This window comes from Streptomyces sp. NPDC006655, assembly GCF_040703965.1.
GTDB lineage: Bacteria > Actinomycetota > Actinomycetes > Streptomycetales > Streptomycetaceae > Streptomyces.
On record NZ_JBEYJU010000034.1, the window covers coordinates 51484 to 72952 of the forward strand.

Annotated in this window: 21 protein-coding genes; 9 read left to right on the forward strand and 12 right to left on the reverse strand. The window is 73.4% G+C overall.

All coding sequences use genetic code 11. The features are described 5' to 3' along the window. Window position 1: 1 nt before the first annotated feature. The 5 genes from AB0958_RS21110 to AB0958_RS21130 all read right to left on the reverse strand — a co-directional run bounded on the left by AB0958_RS21110 (window position 2) and on the right by AB0958_RS21130 (window position 4240). A complete protein-coding gene (locus tag AB0958_RS21110) occupies window positions 2-1033 on the reverse strand; it encodes a hypothetical protein (RefSeq protein ID WP_366892008.1) in 1032 nt (343 codons plus the stop codon). 44 nt (window positions 1034-1077) lie between these two features. After that, window positions 1078-1878: a hypothetical protein gene (locus AB0958_RS21115; protein WP_366891980.1), complete on the reverse strand. Its 801-nt coding sequence runs from the start codon at window positions 1876-1878 to the stop codon at window positions 1078-1080. A gap of 392 nt (window positions 1879-2270) precedes the next feature. Further along, window positions 2271-3011: an LPXTG cell wall anchor domain-containing protein gene (locus AB0958_RS21120; protein WP_366891981.1), complete on the reverse strand. Its 741-nt coding sequence runs from the start codon at window positions 3009-3011 to the stop codon at window positions 2271-2273. 116 nt (window positions 3012-3127) lie between these two features. Further along, a complete protein-coding gene (locus AB0958_RS21125; RefSeq protein WP_366891982.1) occupies window positions 3128-3646 on the reverse strand; it encodes an ATP-binding protein in 519 nt (172 codons plus the stop codon). Window positions 3647-3829: 183 nt separating this feature from the next. Next, window positions 3830-4240 (reverse strand): STAS domain-containing protein, encoded by a 411-nt coding sequence (locus tag AB0958_RS21130; protein ID WP_366891983.1) that lies wholly within the window; start codon window positions 4238-4240, stop codon window positions 3830-3832. A gap of 304 nt (window positions 4241-4544) precedes the next feature. Here AB0958_RS21130 and AB0958_RS21135 point away from each other — a divergent pair, with 304 nt between their 5' ends. Together AB0958_RS21135 and AB0958_RS21140 are read left to right on the forward strand one after the other, a co-directional pair. After that, entirely contained in the window at window positions 4545-5432 is an 888-nt protein-coding gene (locus AB0958_RS21135) for an RNA polymerase sigma factor SigF (protein ID WP_366892009.1), read from the forward strand. A gap of 225 nt (window positions 5433-5657) precedes the next feature. Then, the gene (locus AB0958_RS21140; protein WP_366891984.1) at window positions 5658-7157 is read left to right on the forward strand and encodes an RICIN domain-containing protein; all 1500 of its coding nucleotides are present in this window, start codon (window positions 5658-5660) and stop codon (window positions 7155-7157) included. A gap of 102 nt (window positions 7158-7259) precedes the next feature. Here the strand turns inward: AB0958_RS21140 and hutI are convergent, their stop codons facing one another. From hutI to hutU, 4 genes are all read right to left on the reverse strand, one after another. Then, on the reverse strand, window positions 7260-8435 hold the full coding sequence (hutI, locus tag AB0958_RS21145) for an imidazolonepropionase (protein ID WP_366891985.1): 1176 nt from the start codon (window positions 8433-8435) through the stop codon (window positions 7260-7262). Window positions 8436-8455: 20 nt separating this feature from the next. Then, on the reverse strand, window positions 8456-9811 hold the full coding sequence (locus tag AB0958_RS21150; protein WP_366891986.1) for a formimidoylglutamate deiminase: 1356 nt from the start codon (window positions 9809-9811) through the stop codon (window positions 8456-8458). Beyond that, window positions 9808-11010, reverse strand: coding sequence for an allantoate amidohydrolase (locus AB0958_RS21155; RefSeq protein WP_366892010.1), 1203 nt, complete (start codon window positions 11008-11010; stop codon window positions 9808-9810). The genes AB0958_RS21150 and AB0958_RS21155 overlap by 4 nt, the downstream gene beginning before the upstream one ends. Window positions 11011-11093: 83 nt before the next feature. Further along, entirely contained in the window at window positions 11094-12758 is a 1665-nt protein-coding gene (gene hutU, locus AB0958_RS21160) for a urocanate hydratase (protein WP_366891987.1), read from the reverse strand. Window positions 12759-12910: 152 nt separating this feature from the next. Between hutU and AB0958_RS21165 the strand changes: the two genes are divergently transcribed. The 5 genes from AB0958_RS21165 (at window position 12911) to AB0958_RS21185 (ending at window position 16571) form a co-directional block, all read left to right on the forward strand. After that, window positions 12911-14296 (forward strand): diaminopimelate decarboxylase, encoded by a 1386-nt coding sequence (locus AB0958_RS21165; protein ID WP_366892011.1) that lies wholly within the window; start codon window positions 12911-12913, stop codon window positions 14294-14296. A gap of 171 nt (window positions 14297-14467) precedes the next feature. Next, window positions 14468-14857 (forward strand): hypothetical protein, encoded by a 390-nt coding sequence (locus AB0958_RS21170; RefSeq protein WP_132893850.1) that lies wholly within the window; start codon window positions 14468-14470, stop codon window positions 14855-14857. After that, window positions 14854-15648 carry a transcriptional regulator gene (locus tag AB0958_RS21175; protein WP_366891988.1) on the forward strand — a complete coding sequence of 265 codons (795 nt, stop codon included), beginning with the start codon at window positions 14854-14856 and terminating at the stop codon, window positions 15646-15648. The genes AB0958_RS21170 and AB0958_RS21175 overlap by 4 nt, the downstream gene beginning before the upstream one ends. A gap of 31 nt (window positions 15649-15679) precedes the next feature. Next, window positions 15680-16180 (forward strand): roadblock/LC7 domain-containing protein, encoded by a 501-nt coding sequence (locus tag AB0958_RS21180; RefSeq protein WP_366891989.1) that lies wholly within the window; start codon window positions 15680-15682, stop codon window positions 16178-16180. Between the two features lie 16 nt (window positions 16181-16196). Further along, window positions 16197-16571, forward strand: coding sequence for a hypothetical protein (locus AB0958_RS21185; protein ID WP_366891990.1), 375 nt, complete (start codon window positions 16197-16199; stop codon window positions 16569-16571). Window positions 16572-16577: 6 nt separating this feature from the next. On the opposite strand, the gene AB0958_RS21190 is transcribed toward AB0958_RS21185, so the two are convergent. The 3 genes from AB0958_RS21190 to AB0958_RS21200 form a co-directional block, all read right to left on the reverse strand. Continuing rightward, on the reverse strand, window positions 16578-17180 hold the full coding sequence (locus tag AB0958_RS21190; protein ID WP_366891991.1) for a hypothetical protein: 603 nt from the start codon (window positions 17178-17180) through the stop codon (window positions 16578-16580). Between the two features lie 117 nt (window positions 17181-17297). Beyond that, window positions 17298-18140, reverse strand: coding sequence for a MurR/RpiR family transcriptional regulator (locus tag AB0958_RS21195; RefSeq protein ID WP_366891992.1), 843 nt, complete (start codon window positions 18138-18140; stop codon window positions 17298-17300). Then, the gene (locus tag AB0958_RS21200) at window positions 18137-19645 is read right to left on the reverse strand and encodes an aromatic amino acid ammonia-lyase (protein WP_366891993.1); all 1509 of its coding nucleotides are present in this window, start codon (window positions 19643-19645) and stop codon (window positions 18137-18139) included. The genes AB0958_RS21195 and AB0958_RS21200 overlap by 4 nt, the downstream gene beginning before the upstream one ends. 141 nt (window positions 19646-19786) lie before the next feature. On the opposite strand from AB0958_RS21200, the gene AB0958_RS21205 reads away from it, so the two are divergent. Both AB0958_RS21205 and AB0958_RS21210 read left to right on the forward strand, forming a co-directional pair. Continuing rightward, entirely contained in the window at window positions 19787-20830 is a 1044-nt protein-coding gene (locus AB0958_RS21205; RefSeq protein ID WP_366891994.1) for an ABC transporter ATP-binding protein, read from the forward strand. Continuing rightward, window positions 20827-21468 (forward strand): ABC transporter permease, encoded by a 642-nt coding sequence (locus AB0958_RS21210; protein WP_358977164.1) that lies wholly within the window; start codon window positions 20827-20829, stop codon window positions 21466-21468. The genes AB0958_RS21205 and AB0958_RS21210 overlap by 4 nt, the downstream gene beginning before the upstream one ends. The last annotated feature ends 1 nt before the right edge of the window (window position 21469 follow it).

A 21469-nucleotide genomic window follows, 5' to 3' on the forward strand; every position in this document is an offset into this window, starting at 1 on the left:
ATCACGTGGGTCCTTTCGTGGTGGGAGTCGTGGGTGGCGTGGGAGTCCTGGGACTCGCCGGACTGTCGTCGTGCGGTGCGGAGAGCCGACCGGCCGTCGCGCCCGGATCGTCGTCCGGGGTGAACCACGGCAGGGTCGAGGTCGTGGCGGGCCCGGGGTCGGGCGCGGGCGCGCGTCGCAGGCGGGGGACGCGGAAGGCCGGGCGCGGTGCCGCCCGGTGGGCGCGGGCCGGGCGTACCCGGTCCACGACGGCCATGCCGACGCGGAAGACGGCGGTCGGTACGACCACGCAGAGCAGGAGCCAGAACAGGGTCACCCCCCAGGGGCGGCCGACGCCCCAGGGCTGTTCGGCGAGGACCTTGCCGTCGTACTTCAGGGAGACGGTGTAGTCGCCATGAGCCCCCGCGGAGAGCTCGAAGGGCAGCTTGATCTGGGCCTTCTTGCCGGGCGCGAGGGTGCCGTGCCACTGCTGCTCGTCCCACTGGGGTGCGAACAGGCCGTGCGCGGTGCCCAGTTGGAAGACGGGATCCTTGAGCGGGGTCGACCCGGCGTTGCCGATGGTGAAGACGAGGGTGCGGGAGGGGGGTGCGCCGAACCAGGTCAGCAGCCCGGAGGAGCCCTCGAGCCGGGTGTCGGTGAGCATCGAGAGGCGGCCGCCGGTGGTCGCGACGGGCAGCGGCTTCACGGCGTGTCCGGCGACCTGGAAGGCGGTGTCCGCGTCGGCCGGGGCGCCGGTCACGGTGGCCACGTGGACGACACAGGGGCAGGGCACCGGCGGTTCGGCTACCGGGAGTTGTCTGCTGAAGCGGCCGTCCGCGTCGGTGGTGACGGCCCGTCCGGCGGAGTTGGCGCAGGAGTTGGTGCCGCCGATCACGCCCCGGGCCGGGGTGGCCTGGCCGCAGATCAGCATCATCAGCAGGGTGCCCGGGCGCCAGCCGGTCCCGCTGACGGTGACGGAACCCCCGGTGCCCGCCTGCGCCGTGGACACCTTGACGGCCGGCCCGACGGCGGCGGCCGCCGCCAGGGGGGTCATCAGCAGCGCGAACACCGCCGCCAGTACCAGGAACGCTCGCGCCCTCACCTCGCTGCTCCCGTCAGCTCGACGTCCGGGGAATGGAGTTCGGCCACCGGTTGGGCACGGCGTCCGCGCAGTCGTACGACGGTCACGGCGGCCGCCGCCGTCAGCGCGGCCGTGGTCCCCGCCACCGCGCCCCAGGGCACGAAGTGGGCCCGGGTGCTCGCCGTGGCGTGCGCGCCGCCGGCCGCCGTCGCCGTCAGCCGGACGTGGACGGCGTCCAGCGCGGGCCGGCCGGGCCACGGCTCGCTCAGTTCGGTGCGGGTGCCGGGGGCGAGGCGGACCGGGAGGGTGCGCGGGGCGCGGTCCATGAGGACCCGGCCGAAGACCCCGTCGACGTGCACCGCGAGCTTCGGTACGAGAGCGGTCGTACCCCGGTTGACCAGCTCGTAGGTGATGCGGTCACCGTGGACGGCCAGGTGTTCGAGGGTCAGGGCGGTCAGGGCGGGGCCGCCCACGCGCAGCCGGATGCGGACGGTGGCGGTGCGGCCGTCGGCGTCCTTCGCGACGAGGGCGCCGGAGCGGTCGCCCGGGGCCGCGTCCGCCGGGACGGTCAGTGTGAAGGGGACGTCGGCACGGGTGCGGGCGGGGACGCGGACGCTCCGCTCGGCGGGGGTGACCGGGACCCCCGTACCGGTCAGCCGTACCGTCACGGGGTGCCGGCCGGGGTTGGTCACCGACACGGTGTCCTGGAGGACCGCCCCCGGGACGCCCTCGGCGTAGAAGGAGGGCCGCCCACCGCCCCCGGGCCCTACCGACCACCCCCCGACCGCCACCGCACGCGGAGCGACGAGGAACAGCACCGCCCCAGCGAGCCCGAGAGCACGGAGAGCGATCCGGCCGGGGGACGCGGGGCGGACGGGCCTGAGGGGGGCCGCGAGGCAGCCTGGGCGGACGGGATGTGCGGGGCAGCCGACGCCGACGGGGTGCGCGGGGCAGATGGCACCGACGGGGTGCGCGGGGCAGATGGCACCGACGGGGTGCGCGGGGTGCGCAGAGCTCAGGCGCTGCGCAGAGCGCGGAAGGGGCGCGGGACGGGCGGACTCCGCGGGCAGCGCGTCCCGGACCGGCCTCGCTGAGGGTGTGGGCCGGGTGAGCTGCGCGGGGAACGTGGGGCGGGAGGGCTCCGCAGGGGGGTGCGGGCGTGCGGAGCGGGTGGGTGGCATGGGCGGCTCCAGCGGTCGGACCCGGTGGGTCAGCGGCGTGCGGTCTGGTTCCGCCGGGTCAGCCAGAGGGTGCCGGCCGCGCCCGCGAGCAGCACGGTCCCGCCGAGGGTGCCGAGCGCGACGAACGAGTCCTCGGGGCCGGTCTTCGGGAGGGTGCCGCCGGAGTCGGTGCCCGTGCCGCCGGACGAGGAGCCGGAGCCGCCGGACGAGGAGCCGGAGTCGTTCGAACCGCCGCTCGAGCCGCCACTCGAACCGCCGCCCGACGCCGTCACGTCCAGGGTCAGGGCGGGTCCGGGGTGGTTGGTGGGGTTGCACGTCGTCGTCGTACCGAGCGCCTTGATGACGAGCGTGCCCGGCGTGAAGGTCACCTTGCCGGACTTCTTCGGGGTGTAGGTGCCGCTCAGGTCGCTGATCTTGATCGGGGTGTTGGCGGGGATCGCGGCCTGGTTGGCGGGGCCGGTGACGTTCAGGGTCCCGGTCTCGGCGCCGCCCAGCGTGATGGTGGCGCTCGGGCTCATGGCGCCCTTGCCGAGTTCCACGGGACTGGAGGAGACGCCCTTCTGCCAGGACATGGTGATCGTGTAGCCGCTGCCGCTGCGGACGCCCTTGATGTCGATCGGGGAGACCGCGCTCTTCTGGCCGATCGGCGTCTGGCACTGGTAGTCGACGTCGACGACGGTGGCGTGCGCGGCCGGGGCGGCCAGCAGTACCGCCGAGCCGGCCAGGGCGGCGGCGGACGCGAGCGCGGCGGTTCGTTGGGAGGACGGCACGGTCCACCTCGTTCCTGACGGCGTATCAGATGGGCCGTCAAGGTACGCCGGGGCTCAAGAGGAGGGAAGAGAAAGGGCGTGGCGGAAGTGTGGGGGTGCCGACGGAGCGGGGCTCCCTACGCCGGCGCCCCGAGTTCCGCCCAGACGGTCTTCCCGGCCGCCCCCGGCGTCCGTACGACCCCCCAGTCGAGACACAGCCGCTGCACGATGAACATCCCGTGCCCCCCGGGCCGCCCCGCGCGGTGCGGGGTCCGCGGCGCCGGCTGACCGTTCCCGCGGTCCGACACCTCCACCCGGATCACCTTGTTGTCGCAGGCCAGGAACAGCTCGTCGGGCCCCTCGGCATGCAGGCAGGCGTTGGTGACCAGCTCGGACACCACGAGCAGCACATCCTCCGCGGCGGCTCTGCGGTCGGCGGTGGCGGCCGGCAGCCACCCCCACGCATGCAGCGCCTCGCGGGTGAAGTCGCGGGCGAGCGGCACCACCCCGCTCTCCCCTTCGAGGCGCACACTGCGGACCTGACGACCCCCCGACGAGGCGGGCGGCACACCGGACGCCGCCGTCTCGGACATCCCGGAAGCGCCGCTGGGCTCCGGGCCGCGGTCGCCCGGCGGGTAAGGCCGGGTGGTGCTCATCAGCGCTTCACCTCACCGTTTCACCGGTTCACGATTCAGAATTCGCGTTGTTGCAGTTTCGTACGGTCCTGTCGGCCTGATGCCCTCGGGCGTGCCCGGGCCGGGCGCCGACAGATCCAGAATCACTCCTGCCCGACCGATCGGCGGGAACACCCCCCGGTTCCGGACGGCAGGGAACAGGACTCAGCCCTCGTCGCCGGTCTTGTCGTCGGTCCCGCCGTCGGTCCCGTCGGCCAGAGCCGCCGCCACGGAGTCATGGACGGTGAAGACCGCCTCGGCCCCGGTGATCTCGAACACCCGGGCGACGACGGGCTGCATCGCGGCGAGGTGCACACCACCGCCCGCCGCCTCGGCCCGCAGCCTGGTGCCGAGCAGCACGTTCAGCCCGGTCGAGTCGCAGAACTCGAGGCGTGAGCAGTCGACGACGAGGCGTGAGAAACCCTTGTCGAGGAGATCGTCGAGTGGCTCGCGCAACAGATCCGCGGTGTGGTGATCGAGCTCACCAGCCGGAGTCACCACGGCGCTGGAACCCTCTTCTCGCACCTCCACCAGAAGCCGGCCCGACTGTGCGCTGCCGACCGTCCCGTGGTCCATTGCCGTCTCTCTCCCGAGGTTGTGACCGCTTTGTCACCGTCTGACCGATGCCTGACGATGCTCGCCGATGTCTGCCGAACGCCATGCCGACGCCCTCGAACATTACGCCTTCTCCACGGACTCCGACACCCGAACAACCCCCCCTAACTGGACAAATCACAATAGAACGGACTTGCGATGGGCTCGACGAAGCGGGTAGGGCTAGTACGGACACCTAAACCGACACGGCCGGCTTTGGAGGCGCCGCACACCGCAGTGCACGCACGGCTTCGGCAGCCATATGCCGAGAACGATGGAGGACACCATGTCACCCCGGCTCGACGCCTCGCATACCCGGACGGCGACGTCGACACCCCCACCGGAACAACTGGATGCCATCGAGGGACTGATCGCGGACCTGCCCGAGATCCCCCCTTACGACGAGGTCGACGCGGTCGACGCGCGCGCGTTGTCCAAGACCCTCTTCGAGCGGCTGGAGTCGCTGGAGGAAGGCACGTACGAGTACTCGTACGTGCGCAACACACTCGTCGAACTGAACCTCGCGCTGGTCAAGTTCGCCGCCTCCCGGTTCCGCTCCCGCAGTGAGCCGATGGAGGACATCATCCAGGTCGGCACCATCGGCCTGATCAAGGCGATCGACCGCTTCGAACTGTCCCGCGGCGTCGAGTTCCCCACTTTCGCGATGCCAACGATCATCGGCGAGATCAAGCGTTTCTTCCGCGACACGTCGTGGTCGGTACGGGTCCCGCGCCGCCTCCAGGAACTGCGGCTCGACCTGGCCAAGGCGGGCGACGAACTGGCCCAGAAGCTGGACCGCTCCCCCACGGTCGCGGAACTCGCGGAACGCCTCGGCATCTCGAGGGAAGAGGTGGTCGAGGGCATGGCGGCCGCCAACGCGTACACGGCCTCCTCCCTGGACGCGCAGCCCGACGAGGACGACTCCGAGGGCACGCTGGCGGACCGGATCGGGTACGAGGACCACGGCCTGGAGGGCATCGAGTACATCGAGTCCCTCAAGCCGCTGATCGCCGAGCTCCCCTCCCGGGACCGCAGGATCCTCTCGCTGCGCTTCGTGGCGGGCCTGACCCAGTCGGAGATCGGCGAGGAACTCGGCATCTCCCAGATGCACGTGTCCCGGCTGCTGTCCCGGACGCTGGTCCGGCTGCGCAAGGCGCTGACGCTGGAGGAGTAGGACCGACGCCCGCCCGGCGCCCGCCCGCCCGACGTTCGACGCCCGTCGGCCGACCACGGCCGCGGGCCGCGGGCTGCGGGCTGCGGGCTGCGGGCTGCGGGCGCTCTCGGCGCGTGCTGCACGTGCTGCACGCGCAGCACTTTCGGCAAAGGCGCCCCACGGCCCCCGCGCACCCTCCAGACTGGCCGGTACGTCAGGAAGGGACGCGGCACCGAGGGGTGAGGCATGACACCAGGCGACCCTGCTCTGCCGGACGCGCGCCTGACCGAACTCCTGCGCACCCCCACCGCCACCGCCTTTCCGGCCCTCCAGGAACTGCGCGCCCGCCACCAGCCCGCGGTCCTCGCATACGCCCTGCACTGCACGACCGGCGACGCGGCGGCCCGGCGGCTCACCGCGGAGACCTTCACCGGCGCCGCCCGCGACATCGCCCGGGGCGCCGAGCCGGTCGTACCCCTGCGCCACCATCTGCTCCTGCTGACCGCACGGCTGGCCGCCGACTGGGCGCACGACGAGCGCGCCGCCGCCCTGGACCCCGCCCTGCTGCTCGTCCTGAACGCCACGGGCGCTTCCGGGCCACCGGCCCCGCCCCTCCTCACGGCGTTCCAGACCCTCCCGCCGCGCGCCCAGGGCCTGCTCTGGTACGGCGTGCTGGACCGGGAGCCCGACGCCCGGACCGCCGCCCACCTCGGCCTGACCCCCGAGGACGTCCGGTACGGCGTCCCGCCCGCCCTCCAGTCGCTGGCGCAGGCGTGCCTCCGTGCCCGGCTGGCCGCCTCCGACGACCCGCGCTGCGCGGACTTCCGCCGGCTCATCGAGGAGGCGGTCCGCCCGGAGAGCCCTCGCCACAGCGCCGACCTGCACGCCCACATGGCCCGCTGCCCGCACTGCACGGCGGCGTTCGAGGACCTCGTCGCGCTCCGCGACACCCCGCGCGAGGCGCTGGCCGAGGGGCTGCTGCCGTGGGGCGGTACGGCGTACGCACGCCGGCACCCCGCCTCGGCGCCGCCCGCCGCGCCCCTGCCGCGGCCCGGACGCCGGCGCCCGTCCCGCCGACGGCTGCTGCTCACCTCCGCGGCCCTGGGCGTGGCCCTCGTACCGCTGCTGCTCCTTCTCCTCGACCGTCCCGTCGCGCACCCTCGTGATCCGGTGGCGGCGGCCCCGCAGGTCACGGTGACGGCGACCGTCTCCCCCACGCCCGCCCGCCCGTCCGCCGGCCCGACTGCGAGCCGATCCGCGTCCGCCCCTCCCTCGTCCCGCCCCTCCTCGCCCTCGAGCTCTCCCTCTCCCGCCCCCTCTTCCTCTCCCGCCCCGAAGCCGCCGGGCGGTGCCTACGCCCAGGTGGTGAACGCCGCCACCGGCCGCTGCCTGGACGTGCGCGACGCCGACTTCGACAACGGCACCGACGCCGTCACCGCCCCCTGCTCGGGCGCCGCCTCCCAGCGCTGGCGGGTGGACACCGACCGGGGTGTCGTGCAGTCCGCCGCGGATCCCGACTTCTGCCTGGACAGCCGGGGCTCGGTCGACAACGGCGTCGGCATCTGGCACTGCTCCTCGGTGGACGGCGACCACGGCATCAACCTCCGCTTCACCGTCGACCCGGACGGCGCCATCCACCCGGCCATCGCCCTCGAGACGGCCCTCACCCCGTCCGGCCCCGACCAGCTCGCCCTCACCCCGGCGGACGACAGCACGGCCCAGCGCTGGCAGGCGGGATCCGCCTGAGGTCGCACGGCCGAGACCGTGACCGGCATCAGGAAGCCCTGCACGCCCCCCGGAAGGGGGAGGCCGAGGTGCGCAGCGAGAACGGCCGGACCAGCGGTCCGGTCACGTCACCCGCATGCCCCGCCGCCACACCGCCCCGACCAGTGGGACGCCCGGGCGGTAGGCGAGGTGGACGTGGCTGGGGGCGTTCAGGAGGAGGAGGTCGGCGCGGGCGCCGGGGGTGAGGCGGCCGATGTCGTCGCGGCGCAGGGCCGCCGCGCCGCCCGCCGTGGCCGACCAGACCGCCTCGTCGGGGGTCATGCGCATGTCGCGGACGGCCAGGGCGATGCAGAAGGGGACGGACGACGTGTAGGACGAGCCGGGGTTGCAGTCCGTGGAGAGGGCGACGGTCACGCCCGCGTCGAGGAGACGGCGGGCGTCGGGCCACTCGGCCCGGGTGGAGAACTCGGCGCCGGGGAGCAGGGTGGCGACGGTCCGGCCCTGGGCGAGGGCGTCGACGTCCGCGTCCGTGAGGTGGGTGCAGTGGTCGGCGCTCGCCGCGTCCAGTTCCACGGCCAGCTGGACGCCGGGGCCGTAGGAGAGCTGGTTGGCGTGGATGCGCGGGGTCAGGCCCTTCGCCCGGCCGGCCGTGAGGATCGCGCGGGCCTGGTCGCCGTCGAAGGCGCCCTTCTCGCAGAAGACGTCGATCCAACGGGCGTACGGGGCACAGGCGTCCAGCATCTCGCCGGTGACGAGGGAGACGTAGGCGGCCGGGTCGTCCGCGTGGTCCGGGGGGACGATGTGCGCGCCGAGGTAGGTGACCTCGTCGGTGTGGGCGGCGGCGATGCGCAGGGCCCTCGCCTCGTCCTCGACCGTCAGGCCGTAGCCCGACTTGGTCTCGAAGGTGGTGGTGCCCTGGCGGAGCGCCTCGGCGAGGTGGCGGGTGAGGTTCCGCTCCAGCGCCTCGTCCGTCGCCGCCCGGGTCGCCGCGACCGTGGTGCGGATGCCGCCCGCGGTGTACGGGCGACCGGACATCCGGGCGTTGAACTCCTGGGTGCGGTCGCCCGCGAAGACCAGGTGGGAGTGGGAGTCCACGAAGCCCGGCAGCACCGCCCGGCCGCCCGCGTCGACCCGGTTGTCAGTGGCGGGTGCTTTGCTGGATTCACCGGTCCACACGACACGGTCGCCTTCGATGACGACGGCCGCGTCCTGGACCAGACCGAGAGGGGAGTTGTCACCGAGGGAGGGGTCGTTGGTGACCAGCGTGGCGATGTTGGTGATGGCGGTGCTGCTGCTCATGGTGTCCTCGTGGAGGGTCGTCAGGCGCGGAGGGCGTCGATCGCGTCCGCGAGTGCTGTCGGCACGTCCGGTACGAGCGTGTGCGCGCCGTCGCGTACGACGTGACGTCCCGCGACGACCGTGTGCCGCACGTCCGCCGCGGTCGCGGCGAATACGGCGGTCTCGGCGCCCAGTCGGGGCAGCGGTCCTGCCGTTCTGACCGAGTCGAGGGCGATCGTCGTCAGGTCGGCGAGCATGCCGGTCTCGATGGCGCCGGCGTCGTCCCAGCCGAGGGCGGCGTGGCCGTCGGCGGAGGCGGCGCGCAGCAGCGCGGCGGCCGTCCAGTGGCCCCGGGTGCGGGTGCGCAGCCGCTCGTTCAGCTCCATGGCGCGCGCCTCTTCGAGCAGGTCGATGACGGCGTGGCTGTCGGAGCCGAGGGAGAGCGGGGAGCCCGCGCGCTGGAGGGCGACGGCGGGTCCGATGCCGTCGGCCAGGTCCCGTTCGGTCGTCGGGCACATGCAGGTGCCGGTCCTGCTGTCGCCGAGCAGGGCGATGTCCTCGTCGGTGAGGTGGGTGTTGTGGACGCCGGTGGTGCGCGGGCCGAGGACGCCGTGGTCGGCGAGCAGCCGGGTGGGGGTGACGCCGTGGGCGGCCAGGCATGCGTCGTTCTCCGCGGTCTGCTCGGACAGGTGCACGTGCAGCGGGGCCCGCCGTTCCTCGGCCCATCCGGCCACGGTCGCCAACTGCTCGGCGGGCACCGCCCGTACGGAGTGGATCGCCGCTCCGATCCGTGCGTGATCCCGTTCCTTGAGAACTGAACAGCGTTCGGCCCACGCCTGTGCGCTGCCGTCGGAGAAGCGCAGCTGGTGGGTGTTGGGCGGCTCGCCGCCGCGCCGGTTCGAGATGCCCGAGGACAGGTAGGCGGTGTCGAGGAGGGTGATCCTGATCCCGGCGTCGGCGGCGGCCGCGATCAGTGCCTCGCCCATGGCGTTGGGGTCGGCGTAGCGGGTGCCGCCGGGGGCGTGGTGGACGTAGTGGAACTCGCCGACGCAGGCGACGCCCGCCAGCGCCATCTCGGCGTACACCGCGCGGGCGAGCGCGTGGTAGGTGTCCGGGGTCAGCCTGTCGGCGAAGGAGTACATGAGTTCGCGCCAGGTCCAGAAGGTCCCGGAGCCGACCTGGACCGTGCCGCGCAGGGCCCGGTGGAAGGCGTGCGAGTGGGCGTTGGCCAGGCCGGGAAGGGTGAGGCCGCGCAGCACCTCGGCGCCGGGCGGCGGGGCGGGCGCCTGGGTCCGCACCGCCGTGATCCGTCCGTCGGCCACCTCCACGGTGACGCCGGGCTCGACGTTCGGGTCCAGCCAGGCGTACTCCAACCAGTACGTCGTCCGTGTCGTCACGCGCGGACCAGCCCTTCCAGTACGTCGGCGAGCGCGTTCACCCCGGCCACGCAGTCGTCCTCGGCCGCGAACTCGGCCGGGGAGTGCGAGACGCCGGTGGGGTTGCGTACGAACAGCATGGCGGTCGGGACGCTCCCGGAGAGGATCCCGGCGTCGTGTCCCGCGCCGGTGCCCAGGACGGGCACAGTGAGACCGGTGTCCTTGCCGAGGATGCGGCCGAGTTCGTCACGCAGGGCGTGGTCGAACTCGACGACGGGGGTGAAGGACTCCCCAACGACGTCGAGGTCGATGCCTTGGGCCCGCGCGTACTCCCGGGCCGCCTGCTCGATGCCGCCGACGACGGTGTCGAGGGTGGCCTGGTCGGCGGCGCGGGAGTCGAGCCAGCCGCGCACCAGGGAGGGGATGGCGTTGACGCCGTTGGGCTCGACGGCGATCTTGCCGAAGGTGGCGACGGCACCGGCGAGTTCGGCCTCGCGGCGGGCGGCGAGCACCGTCTCGGCGTACGACAGCATGGGGTCGCGCCGGTCGGCCAGCCGGGTGGTGCCCGCGTGGTTGGCCTCCCCCCGGAAGTCGAACCGCCAGCGTCCGTGCGGCCAGATGGCGCTGGCGATGCCGACCCGGTCGCCGGACAGGTCCAGCGCCCGGCCCTGTTCCACGTGCAGTTCGACGAAGGCACCGATGCGGGCGAGCCGCTCGGGGTCGGCGCCGATGGCGTCGGGATCGTGGCCGGCGGCCTCCATGGCGCGGGGCAGCGTGACCCCGTCGGCGTCGGTCAGGCGGTGCGCCTGCTCGACGGTGAGCTGTCCGGCGGTGAGCCGTGAGCCGACACAGGCGAGCCCGAACCGGGCGCCCTCCTCGTCGCCGAAGTTGACGATGGCGAGGGGCCTGGTGAACTCCACGCCGCGCGCACGGAGTTCGTCGAGCGCGGCGAAGGAGGACACGACACCGAGGGGCCCGTCGAAGGCGCCGCCGTCCGGCACGGAGTCCAGGTGCGACCCGGTGACGACGGCGTCCCCGGCGGTGGGGTCCCCGAGCCAGGCCCACTGGTTCCCGTTCCGGTCGACCTCGTGGACGAGTCCGCGCGCCTCGGCCTGCTCCCGGAACCAGGCCCGGCACTCGGCGTCGGCCCCGGTCCAGGCGAACCGCCGGTAGCCACGGGATTCCGCGTGCCGGCCGACGGGGAGCAGCTCACGCCACATCTCGTGGAAGGAGTCTCCACTGCGCACAGCCGGACCCGCACCGGGCGGCGAGAGCTCGGCCCCCGCCGAAGAGTCGCCGTTCGTCACGCCGACTCGCCCTCACGCATCGGCACCCGCACGCCCCGCTCGTCAGCGACCGACTCCGCGATGTCGTACCCGGCGTCCACGTGCCGGATCACGCCCATGCCGGGGTCGTTGGTCAGGACCCGGCGGATCTTCTCGCCGGCGAGCTTCGTGCCGTCGGCGACCGTCACCTGGCCCGCGTGGATGGACCGGCCCATGCCGACCCCGCCGCCGTGGTGGATGGAGACCCAGGACGCGCCCGAGGCGACGTTCACCATCGCGTTCAGCAGCGGCCAGTCGGCGATCGCGTCGGAGCCGTCCAGCATGGCCTCGGTCTCCCGGTAGGGGGAGGCCACGGAGCCGCAGTCGAGGTGGTCGCGGCCGATCGCCAGCGGGGCCGCCAGCTCGCCGCTCGCCACCATGTCGTTGAAGCGCTCGCCGGCCTTGTCCCGCTCGCCGTAGCCGAGCCAGCAGATACGCGCCGGCAGTCCCTGGAAGTGGACCCGCTCGCCGGCCAGCTTGATCCAGCGGGCGAGTGACTCGTTCTCCGGGAAGAGGTCGAGGATCGCCTTGTCCGTCTTGGCGATGTCGGCGGGGTCGCCGGACAGGGCGGCCCAGCGGAAGGGACCCTTGCCCTCGCAGAACAGCGGGCGGATGTAGGCGGGGACGAAGCCGGGGAAGGCGAACGCCCGCTCGTAGCCCGCGAGCTGCGCCTCGCCGCGGATGGAGTTGCCGTAGTCGAAGACCTCGGCGCCGGCGTCCAGGAAGCCGACCATGGCCTCGACGTGCTTCGCCATGGACTCACGGGCACGGGTGGTGAAGCCGGCCGGGTCCTTGGCCGCGGCGTCGGCCATGTCCTCGAAGGCCACGCCGACCGGCAGGTAGGACAGCGGGTCGTGCGCGGAGGTCTGGTCGGTGACGATGTCGACGGGGGCGCCCTCGGCGAGCATCCGCGGCAGCAGCTCGGCGGCGTTGCCCAGCAGGCCGATGGAGAGCGGACGGCGGGCGTCGCGGGCCTCCACCGCCAGCTGGAGGGCGTGCTCCAGGCTGTCGGCCTTCACGTCGAGGTAGCGGTGCTCGATGCGGCGTTCGATGGCGCGGGGGTCGCAGTCGATGCAGAGGGCGACGCCGTCGTTCATGGTGACCGCGAGGGGCTGGGCGCCGCCCATGCCGCCGAGGCCGGCGGTGAGGGTGATCGTGCCGGCGAGGGTGCCGCCGAACTTCTTCGCGGCGACGGCGGCGAAGGTCTCGTAGGTGCCCTGGAGGATGCCCTGGGTGCCGATGTAGATCCAGGAGCCGGCGGTCATCTGGCCGTACATGGTCAGGCCGAGGGCCTCCAGGCGGCGGAACTCCTCCCAGTTGGCCCAGTCGCCGACGAGGTTGGAGTTGGCGATGAGGACGCGCGGGGCCCACTCGTGGGTCTGCATGACGCCGACCGGGCGGCCGGACTGGACCAGCATGGTCTCGTCCTGCTTGAGGGTGCGCAGGGTCCGCACCATGGCGTCGAAGGAGCGCCAGTCGCGGGCGGCCTTGCCGGTGCCGCCGTAGACGACGAGCTTGTCGGGGTGCTCGGCGACCTCGGGGTCGAGGTTGTTCTGCAGCATCCGCAGGGCGGCTTCCTGCTGCCATCCCAGGGCGCTCAGTTCCGTACCGCGCGGTGCTCGTACGGGGCGGGGTCCTGACATGGTCTGCCTCCCAGCGGATCAGTCCTCGTGTTCCTATGGTTATTCACATCCTGACCCCCTGAATAGAACTAGTCAATACATCGGTCCGGCGACACCGGCCGCCCCCGGGATGTTTGGCTGGACTTATGGGTCTTAAGGGTGTGGACGACGACATGTCGGGGGACGTCGTGGACGGACGCGAGGACGACGGCGGACGGGTGGCGCGGCGGGACGACGCCGTGCGGGCCGCGGTGGAGCAGGGGCTGCTGGGGTCGCAGGCGCCGATCGTGGGACTGCTGGACGTGACGGGCATCCGCGCGTCGGCGGCGGCGCTGCGCCGGGCGTTCGCGGCGGTGGCGGCGCCGGGGACGGAGATCCTGCACGCCTTCGCGGTGAAGGCGAACCCGCTGGTGCCGGTGGTGCGGCTGCTGGCCGAGGAGGGCCTCGGTGCGGAGGTGGCCAGCGCGGGCGAACTGGCGCTGGCGCGGGCGGCCGGGGTGCCGGTGGCGCGGACGGTGTTCGACGCGCCCGCGAAGACCGGCGCGGAGCTGCGCGAGGCGCTGGCGCTGGGCGTCGCCGTGAACGCGGACAACCCGCAGGAGCTGGCCAGGATCGACGCGCTGCGGGACAGCGGCGGCGGCACTCGCTCGCCGCTCGGCATCAGGGTCAACCCGCAGATCGGGGCGGGGACCATCGAGGCCACGTCGACGGCCACCGCGACCTCGAAGTTCGGGGTGGGACTGCGGGACGAGGGGGCCCGCGAGTGGGTGGTGCGGGCGTTCGCCGAGCGGCCGTGGCTGACGCGGCTGCACGCGCACACCGGGTCGCAGGGGATCCCGCTGGCGCTGCTGGCGCGCGGGGTGGCGGAGACGTACGCGCTGGCGGAAGAGGTCAACGCGCGTGTCGGGCGGCGGCAGATCGACACCCTCGACATCGGGGGCGGGCTGTCGGTCACCTTCGAGTCGGAGGCGGCCGAGCCGACGTACGGGCAGTACGCGCGGCTGCTCGCGGAGGTGGTGCCGGGACTGTTCGACGGGCGGTACGGGCTGGTGACCGAGTTCGGGCGGTCGCTGCTGGCCCGGCACGGGACGGTGCTGGCCCGGGTGGAGTACGTCAAGAGGTCCGGCGGCCGGCGGATCGCGGTGACGCACGCAGGGGTGCAGGTGGCGCCGCGGACGGTGTACGTGCCGGCGGCCTGGCCGCTCAGGATCGCCGCCTACGACGGCAAGGGGCGGCCCAAGGAGGGGGCGCCGGTGGTGCAGGACGTGGCGGGGCCGGCCTGCTTCTCGGGCGACCTGCTCGCCGAGGGACGCGCGCTGCCGCCTCTGGAGCAGGGCGACCTCGCGGCGGCGCTGGACACCGGCGCGTACTACTTCGGCAGCCACTACTCCTACAACTCCCTTGCCAGACCGGCGGTTTACGGCTTCGTGCCGGACGGCGGCGGGGGCGTGGCGTTCGCCGTCGTACGCGAGCCGCAGTCCGTCACGGAGATCGTGGCCGAATCCGGAGGGGCGCACGCCGACGCGCTCACCACCCTGCGTGCAACAGGGAGCCGTTGAGACAGCTGGGACACAGGGATCAACTGGTGCGAAAAGCAGCTCAGTTGACCAACACTAGCCTGCCGGACGCATGTTCCACTGGAAAATGCCAAACGACTCACCCCTCGCGCACACGATGCGTAGTGTCGGCGTCACTCAACCGGAGTCCCAGGCGGCGGGAGGGGAGCCACGGTGCCCGGAATCGACGAGTGCTTACTGGAAGCGATGCGACTGCCCGGTGCGCGGGGTGCGGCGTTGGTCGACTGGACCAGCGGACTGGCCCTGGGCACGGTCGGGGAGGCGCCCGGCGGTGACCACGAGACCACCGCGGCGGAGGCGGCCGAGCTGGCCCGGCTGGCCGCCGAGCACGGGGCGTTCAGCACGGACGACGACACCGAGATCAGCCCCCCGGTGGAGGACCTGATCGTCAGCAACCGGGACAGCTACCACCTGCTGCGGTTCGTGGTGACGTCCTTCGACGCCACCGTCTTCCTGCACCTGTGGCTGGCCCGCGAGGACGGCAATCTGGCCCTCGCCCGGATCCGGCTCGGCGAGATGGCCGAGCGGCTGGTGCTGGGATGACCGTGGTCAGGACACCTCCGCCGCTGCCGGTCCGGGACCGGGCGACCGCACCCGAACGGGCGCCCGGCGCGCTGTCCCCGATGCTGATACGGCTCGCCGAGGAGCGGGCCACCGGTGTCCTGGTCCGCGAGCACGGCACCCTGCACCTGGCCGAGGGCCGCGTGGTGCACGCCGAGAGCCCTCTCGCCCCCGGCCTCGACGTGCTCCTCACGGCCCACGGCACGCTCGACGCGGCGGCCTGGCCCTGGACCGAGGACATGGCCGCGGCCACCCACCGGCTGTTCACCGCCGGCCTGCTGCCCCGAGGCGCCCTGGAGGTGTGCCGGCTCGGCGCGCTGTACGACGCCGGGTACTTCGCGCTCGCCCCCAGCAGCACCCCGGGCCGCTTCCGCTACGGCACCCCGGCCGCCGCGAGCCCCCTGCGGGCCGTGCCGGTCGCCGCGCTCGAACGCGAGACCCGGCGCCGCCGCGAACTGCTGCACCGCGTCTGGCCCGACCCCGCCACCGACGAAGCGCCGCTGATCCGGGCCGACCCGGTCGCGCCCCCGCCGGTCACGCCCCGCCAGCGGGCCGTCCTGCGCCGGGTGGACGGCGTCCGCACGGCCCCGGAGATCGCCCGGGAACTGGGCCGGCCGGCCTTCCACACGCTGGTGGACGTACGTCGGCTGGCGGCGGCCGGGCTCCTCGTCCCGGGGCGCACCACGACCCCCGCGCCACCCCGGCTCCCCCCGGTCACCGACCCCGACATCGCGCTGCTGAAGAGGCTCAGGGATGCGCTGGAGGCCCTTTGAACGGCACCGCCCCGCCGAGAGGAGACAGCTGATGGCGGCAGAATCCGGCAGCTCCGACAGAGCAGCCGTCCTCGACGAACTGCACCGGCTGCGCAGCCGGATGCCCCAGCTCACCGGGGCCCTCGCGGCCGGCGTGGACGGCCTGGTCGTCGCCCACGACTGTCCGGGCGTCGATCCGGAGGGCCTGTCCGCCCTGACCGCGGCCGCACTCGGCGTCGCCGTGCGGATCGCCGACGCCACCGGGAAGGGCGAGCTCAGGGAGCTGCTGGTGCGCGGCGAGGACGGCTATGTCGCCACCTACGCGGCCGGCCGCAGCGCCGTGCTCACCCTGCTCGCCGAGGACCGGGTGAACGTCGGCCGGCTGCACCTGGAGGGCCGCCGGGCCGCCGCCCGGATCGGAGAGCTGGTCGACGCCGCCGAGGCCGCCGCCAAGGCCCTGCGACCGGCCCGCGCCACCACCACACGAACCAGAACCACGCGCACGCCACGCACCAGCACCACCACCGACGCGCGCACCGCAACCGACAGTTGAAAGGAACCAGAACGTCATGGCCAACACCGAAACCGCGCTGAAAGAGTGCCTCACCTCCATCGAGGGAGCCACCGGCGTCGCGCTCGTCGACTACACCAGCGGGATGGCGCTGGGCACGATGGGTGGCAGCAAGACCTTCGACCTGAACGTGGCCGCCGCGGGCAACACCGACGTGATCCGCGCCAAGATGCGCACCATGGAGCACCTCGGCCTCAAGGGCGAGATCGAGGACATCCTGATCACGCTGTCCAACGCGTACCACCTGATCCGCCTGCTCAAGGGCCGCGGCGGCAACGGCCTCTTCCTCTACCTGGTGCTGGACGCCTCCCGCGCCAACCTGGCGATGGCCCGGCACCAGCTGAAGAAGATCGAGGAGGACCTGGAGGTCTGACCGGCCTCAGACCAGCGCCGCGGTGCGGCGGCGGGCCCCGCCCGGGGACGCGTCGCCCGCCGCGATGCCGGTACCGCGGTACGCCTTGACGGCCTTGCCCGCCGGACGGCCGCCGCGCCCGTCGAGCCAGTCGACACGCACCCACATCAGCTGGTCCGCGGCCTTCTCCCGGCGGCCCAGCCAGGCCGCCTTCAGGCGCAGTCCGGTACCGGTCCCGGCGAGCAGCAGGCCGCCCGCCGCGGGCACCGCGAAGGAACCGCCGAGGGCGACGGCGAAGGCGAGCAGCAGCCACCAGCGGTGGCCACGGCGCCAGTTGCGCACGGTCACGGCCCGGTCCTGGAGGACGTCGTGCCTGCCGGCCCGGGCGGCGCCGCGCAGCAGTGCGGTGTACCGCCCGCGGCGGACGAGGGCCACGACGGCGGCGCCGACGACGAACAGCGCGACCCCGGCCGACACGCCGATCCGGCGCCCGGTGAGCCCCGCGGGCAGTACGCCGACGCCCGCCGCGAACACCCCGGCCCACCACAGGGGCGCGGCCCCGGCCCGTACGACCACGGCCACCCGGGCCAGTCCCTGTCCGCCGCGCCCTTCCCGTACCCCACGCGCCATGTCCGCAGCCTCCTCGCCGGTGTCGGTCCGTCCGTAGGGCGGGACGGTAACGACCGAACGTGAGACGAGTCTTAAAGTCCTGCTCGACTCTTGAAGTCCTGTTCGACTCTTGAAGGCCTACTCGACGAACAGGCCCCGGGCCGCCGCCCGCGTGTCGAACTCCTCCAGGCGGACCTGTGCGTCCGGCAGGTCGTCGCACATGGCCTCCAGGAGCACCCGGCCGAGCAGCATCGGCGCGCACGCCGTGTCGAAGGCGAGCCCGGTGCCGACGGCGGCAGGCAGCAGCAGGTCGGAGACCTTGGCCACCGGCGCGAAGGCGGAGTCGGCGACGGTGACCACGGTCAGCCCGGCCTCCTTGGCGTAGCCGAGGGTGTCCACGACCTCGCGGGGATGCCGGGGCAGCGCGAAGCACAGCAGGGCGGAGGCGCCGGCGAGGACGGCCGCGTCGATGCGGTCGTGGATCATCGTGCCGCCCTCGTTGAGCAGCCGGACGTCCGGGTGGACCTTGGCGGCGAAGTAGGCGAAGCCGTACGCCTGGGAGGCGGCGGCGCGCAGGCCGAGCACCGGCAGCGGCCGGGAGGCGGCCAGCAGCCGCCCCGCCTGCTGCACCGGGCGGGGGTCGGCGAGCACCTCGGCGAGGTGCCGGAGGTTCTCGATCTCGGCCTCGACGGCCTGCTGGTACTCGTTGTACGCGCCGTTGCCCGGGGTCTGCTCGGCGGGCACCACCTCGCGCAGGTGCCTGCGCAGCGCCGGGTAGCCGTCGAAGCCGAGGGCGACCGCGAACCGGGTCACGGAGGGCTGGCTGACGCCGGCCAGTTCGGCCAGCTCCACGCTGGACAGGAAGGGCACGTCGGCGGCGCGCCGCACCATGCTGTGCGCGATGCGCCGCTGGGTCGGCGTGAGCCGGTGCCCCTCGAAGAGCGCCTGCAACCGTGTCGCAGGGCTGTCGGTCACGCTCATGACGTGCTCCCCCTCCAGATGTCCGTGAACCGGTCGAGCAGCCCGGCCGCCGCGGTGACGTCGTCGGTCAGCGGCCGGTCGGCCGGGTCCGCCTCCAGCGCCGCCTCGGCGAGCTCCAGCGCCAGGTGCGCCCCGAGCCCGGGTTCGGGCCTCAGGTCGCGCTGGCGCAGCGCCCGCACGGCGGCGACGAGTTCGCAGCCGACCACCAGACGGTACGCACGACAGGCGCGCAGCGTTTGACGGGCGGCGAGCGAGGCGAAACTGGCCTGCTCCTCGACGCCTCGGGAGAGTACAGCGTGCCCGAGCGAGGCGGGCGCGGAGAAGGCGCGCAGGTCACCGAGGGCGGCGGCCGCGGCGTACTCCAGGATCATCACGCCGGAGGAGGCGGGCTCGTGGTCGGCGAGGAAGGGGCGCAGGCGGGTGTAGGCGGGCTCGTTGAGGGTGGACAGGCGGGACGTGGACAGGCGCGCGACCTGGGTGACGGCGAGCCGGAAGTGGTCCAGGGCGAGGGCGAGTTGGGCCTGGTAGAAGCCGCCGTGGTGGTAGGCGGCGAGGTCCTCGACGGAGATCAGGGGGTTCTCGGCGGCGGCGTTGATCTCGATCGCCAGCACCTGTTCCAGGGCGTCGGCGGCGTCATGGGCGGGGCCGTGGATCTGGGGCAGGCAGCGGAAGCCGTACGGGTCCTGGATCCGGCCGAGCGGCGGGACGGGCCGGTCGGCGGCGCCGATCAGCTCCCGCATCCGGCGGGCGACCTCGGCGCTGCCCCGGTGCGGGCGGGCCGCGTGCACGGGGGCAGCGTACGGCTCGTGGGAGCCGTCGACGGCGAGCAGGGACAGGGCCGCCACCACCTGGGTGGCCTCGATCAGGCCGCGCAGTTCGTGCAGGGCGAGCGCGGACTGACCGAGGGTGAGGGCGTTGCTGCTGATCAGGGCGAGGGCGTCGTTGTTGTCGAGGGGCTGCGGCTCGGGTGGCGCCTCGCCCCGCCAGGGGTGCTCCCCGGCCAGGGCGAGGCCCATCTGCGCCAGCGCCGCGATGTCCCCGGTGCCGACCGAACCGAACTCGTTGACGACCGGGTGCGCGCCGGACTCCAGCGCCTCGCACAGGGCGGTGACGACGCTCGGCCTGAGGCCGGCGCCGCCCGCCAGCAGCTGGTTGGCGCGTACGGCGAGCATCGCGCGCACCTGCCGGGCGGGCAGTTCGTCGCCGATGGCGCCGGCGTGGCTGCGCAGCAGCCGCAGGCCGTGTCCGGCGGCGGCCTCGGTGGGCACGTCCTCGGTGCGGTTGGCGCCGACGCCGGTGGAGCGGCCGTAGACGCGGCCGGTCGCGGCGATCCGACGGGCGGCGTCCCAGGACTCCTCCGCGCGGCGCATCGCGTCCGTGCCGGGGACCGGGCGGGCGGTGCCGTCGGCGAGGCGTACGACGTCGTCGACCCCCATGCCGATGCCGTCGAGGACCACCAAACCGGAATGAGCTATTCCGACCTCGTCCACGATATGAGACGACATAACGCCCAAACTCCCCTCAACCCGGACATCGGATCTTGCTCTTCGGTCATCCGTTACACCGGATTAACGCCAGACCGTTGACAAGCTATTCACACACCAAGAACTCTGCATGACGTTATACAGCCGGGCAAGGGACATCTCATGATCCAGTTCGACGCGGTCCACAAGCGCTTCCCCAACGGCACGACAGCAGTCCATGATCTCTCCTTGGAGATGCCCGAGGGCGGGGTCACCGTCCTGGTCGGCTCCTCCGGCTGCGGCAAGACCACCACCCTGCGGATGATCAACCGAATGGTCGAGCCGACCTCCGGCACGATCAAGGTGAACGGCGAGGACGTCACCCGCCAGGACGCCGCCGAACTGCGCCGCTCCATCGGGTACGTCATCCAGCAGGCCGGGCTCTTCCCGCACCGCACGGTGCTCGACAACATCGCCACCGTCCCGCTGCTGCTCGGCTGGAACCGGAAGAAGGCCCGCGCCCGCGCCGCCGAACTCCTGGAGACCGTCGGCCTCGCCGCCGACGCCGGCAAGCGCTACCCGCACCAGCTCTCCGGCGGCCAGCAGCAGCGCGTCGGGGTGGCCCGCGCGCTCGCCGCCGACCCGCCCGTGCTGCTGATGGACGAGCCGTTCGGCGCCGTCGACCCGGTGGTGCGCAGCCAGCTCCAGGACGAACTGCTGCGACTCCAGAAGGAGTTGAGCAAGACCATCGTCTTCGTCACGCACGACATCGACGAAGCGGTCCGGCTCGGCGACCGGATCGCCGTCTTCCGCACCGGCGGCCACCTGGTCCAGTGCGCCCCGCCCGCCGAACTCCTGGCCCGCCCCGCCGACGACTTCGTGGCCGACTTCCTCGGCGCCGAGCGCGGACTGAAGCTGCTCTCGCTGAAGACCCTGGCCGGCGTTCCGCAGGGCCCGGCTCCCGAGGGCGACGCCTGGACGCTCGTACTCGACGCCACGCGCAGGCCCCTGCACTGGGCCTCGACCGCCACGGACGCCGAACTCCCGGTGCGGCCGCTGCGCGACGGGGACTCGCTGCTCTCGGCCCTCGACGAGTCGATCGCCTCCCCGACCGGACTGGTCGCCCGGGTCGACGCCGACGGTGTCCTCACCGGCGTCTCGTCCCGCGACGACATCCACCTCCACGCGGGCCAGGCCCACACCGAGGCGCGGGCGGTGGCCGCGTGACCGTCGACTGGTCGTGGATGGGCGACCACACCGACGATCTGACCAGCCTCACTCTCTCCCACCTCCAGGCCGCGATGACCGCCGTCTTCTTCGGCCTGGTGATCTCGCTCCCGCTCGCGGTGCTCGCCCACCGGGTCCGCCCGCTGCGCGGCTTCCTGCTCGGCCTGTCCAACGTCCTCTTCACGATCCCCTCGATCGCGATCTTCGTCCTGCTGCTGCCGGTCAGCGGCCTGACCCGGACCACCACCGTCATCGGCCTGACCGTCTACACCTTGGTCGTGCTGCTGCGGAACACGGTCGAGGGCCTGGACTCGGTCCCGGCGAAGACCAAGGAGGCGGCCAAGGCGATGGGCACCCGCCCGCTGCGCACCCTCCTCACCGTCGAGTTCCCGCTCGCCCTGCCCGTGATCTTCGCGGGCGTGCGGATCGCCACCGTCATGTCGATCTCCCTCGTGTCCGTCGCCACCTACATCGGCGACGGCGGACTCGGCCAGCTCTTCACCGACGGCTTCCAGCGCGACTTCCCGACCCCGGTGATCGCGGGCGTGGTGCTCACGATCCTGCTCGCCGTGGTCGCGGACGCGCTGCTGGTGGCCCTGCAGTACGTCCTCACCCCGTGGCGCAGGAGGCGAGCCTGAG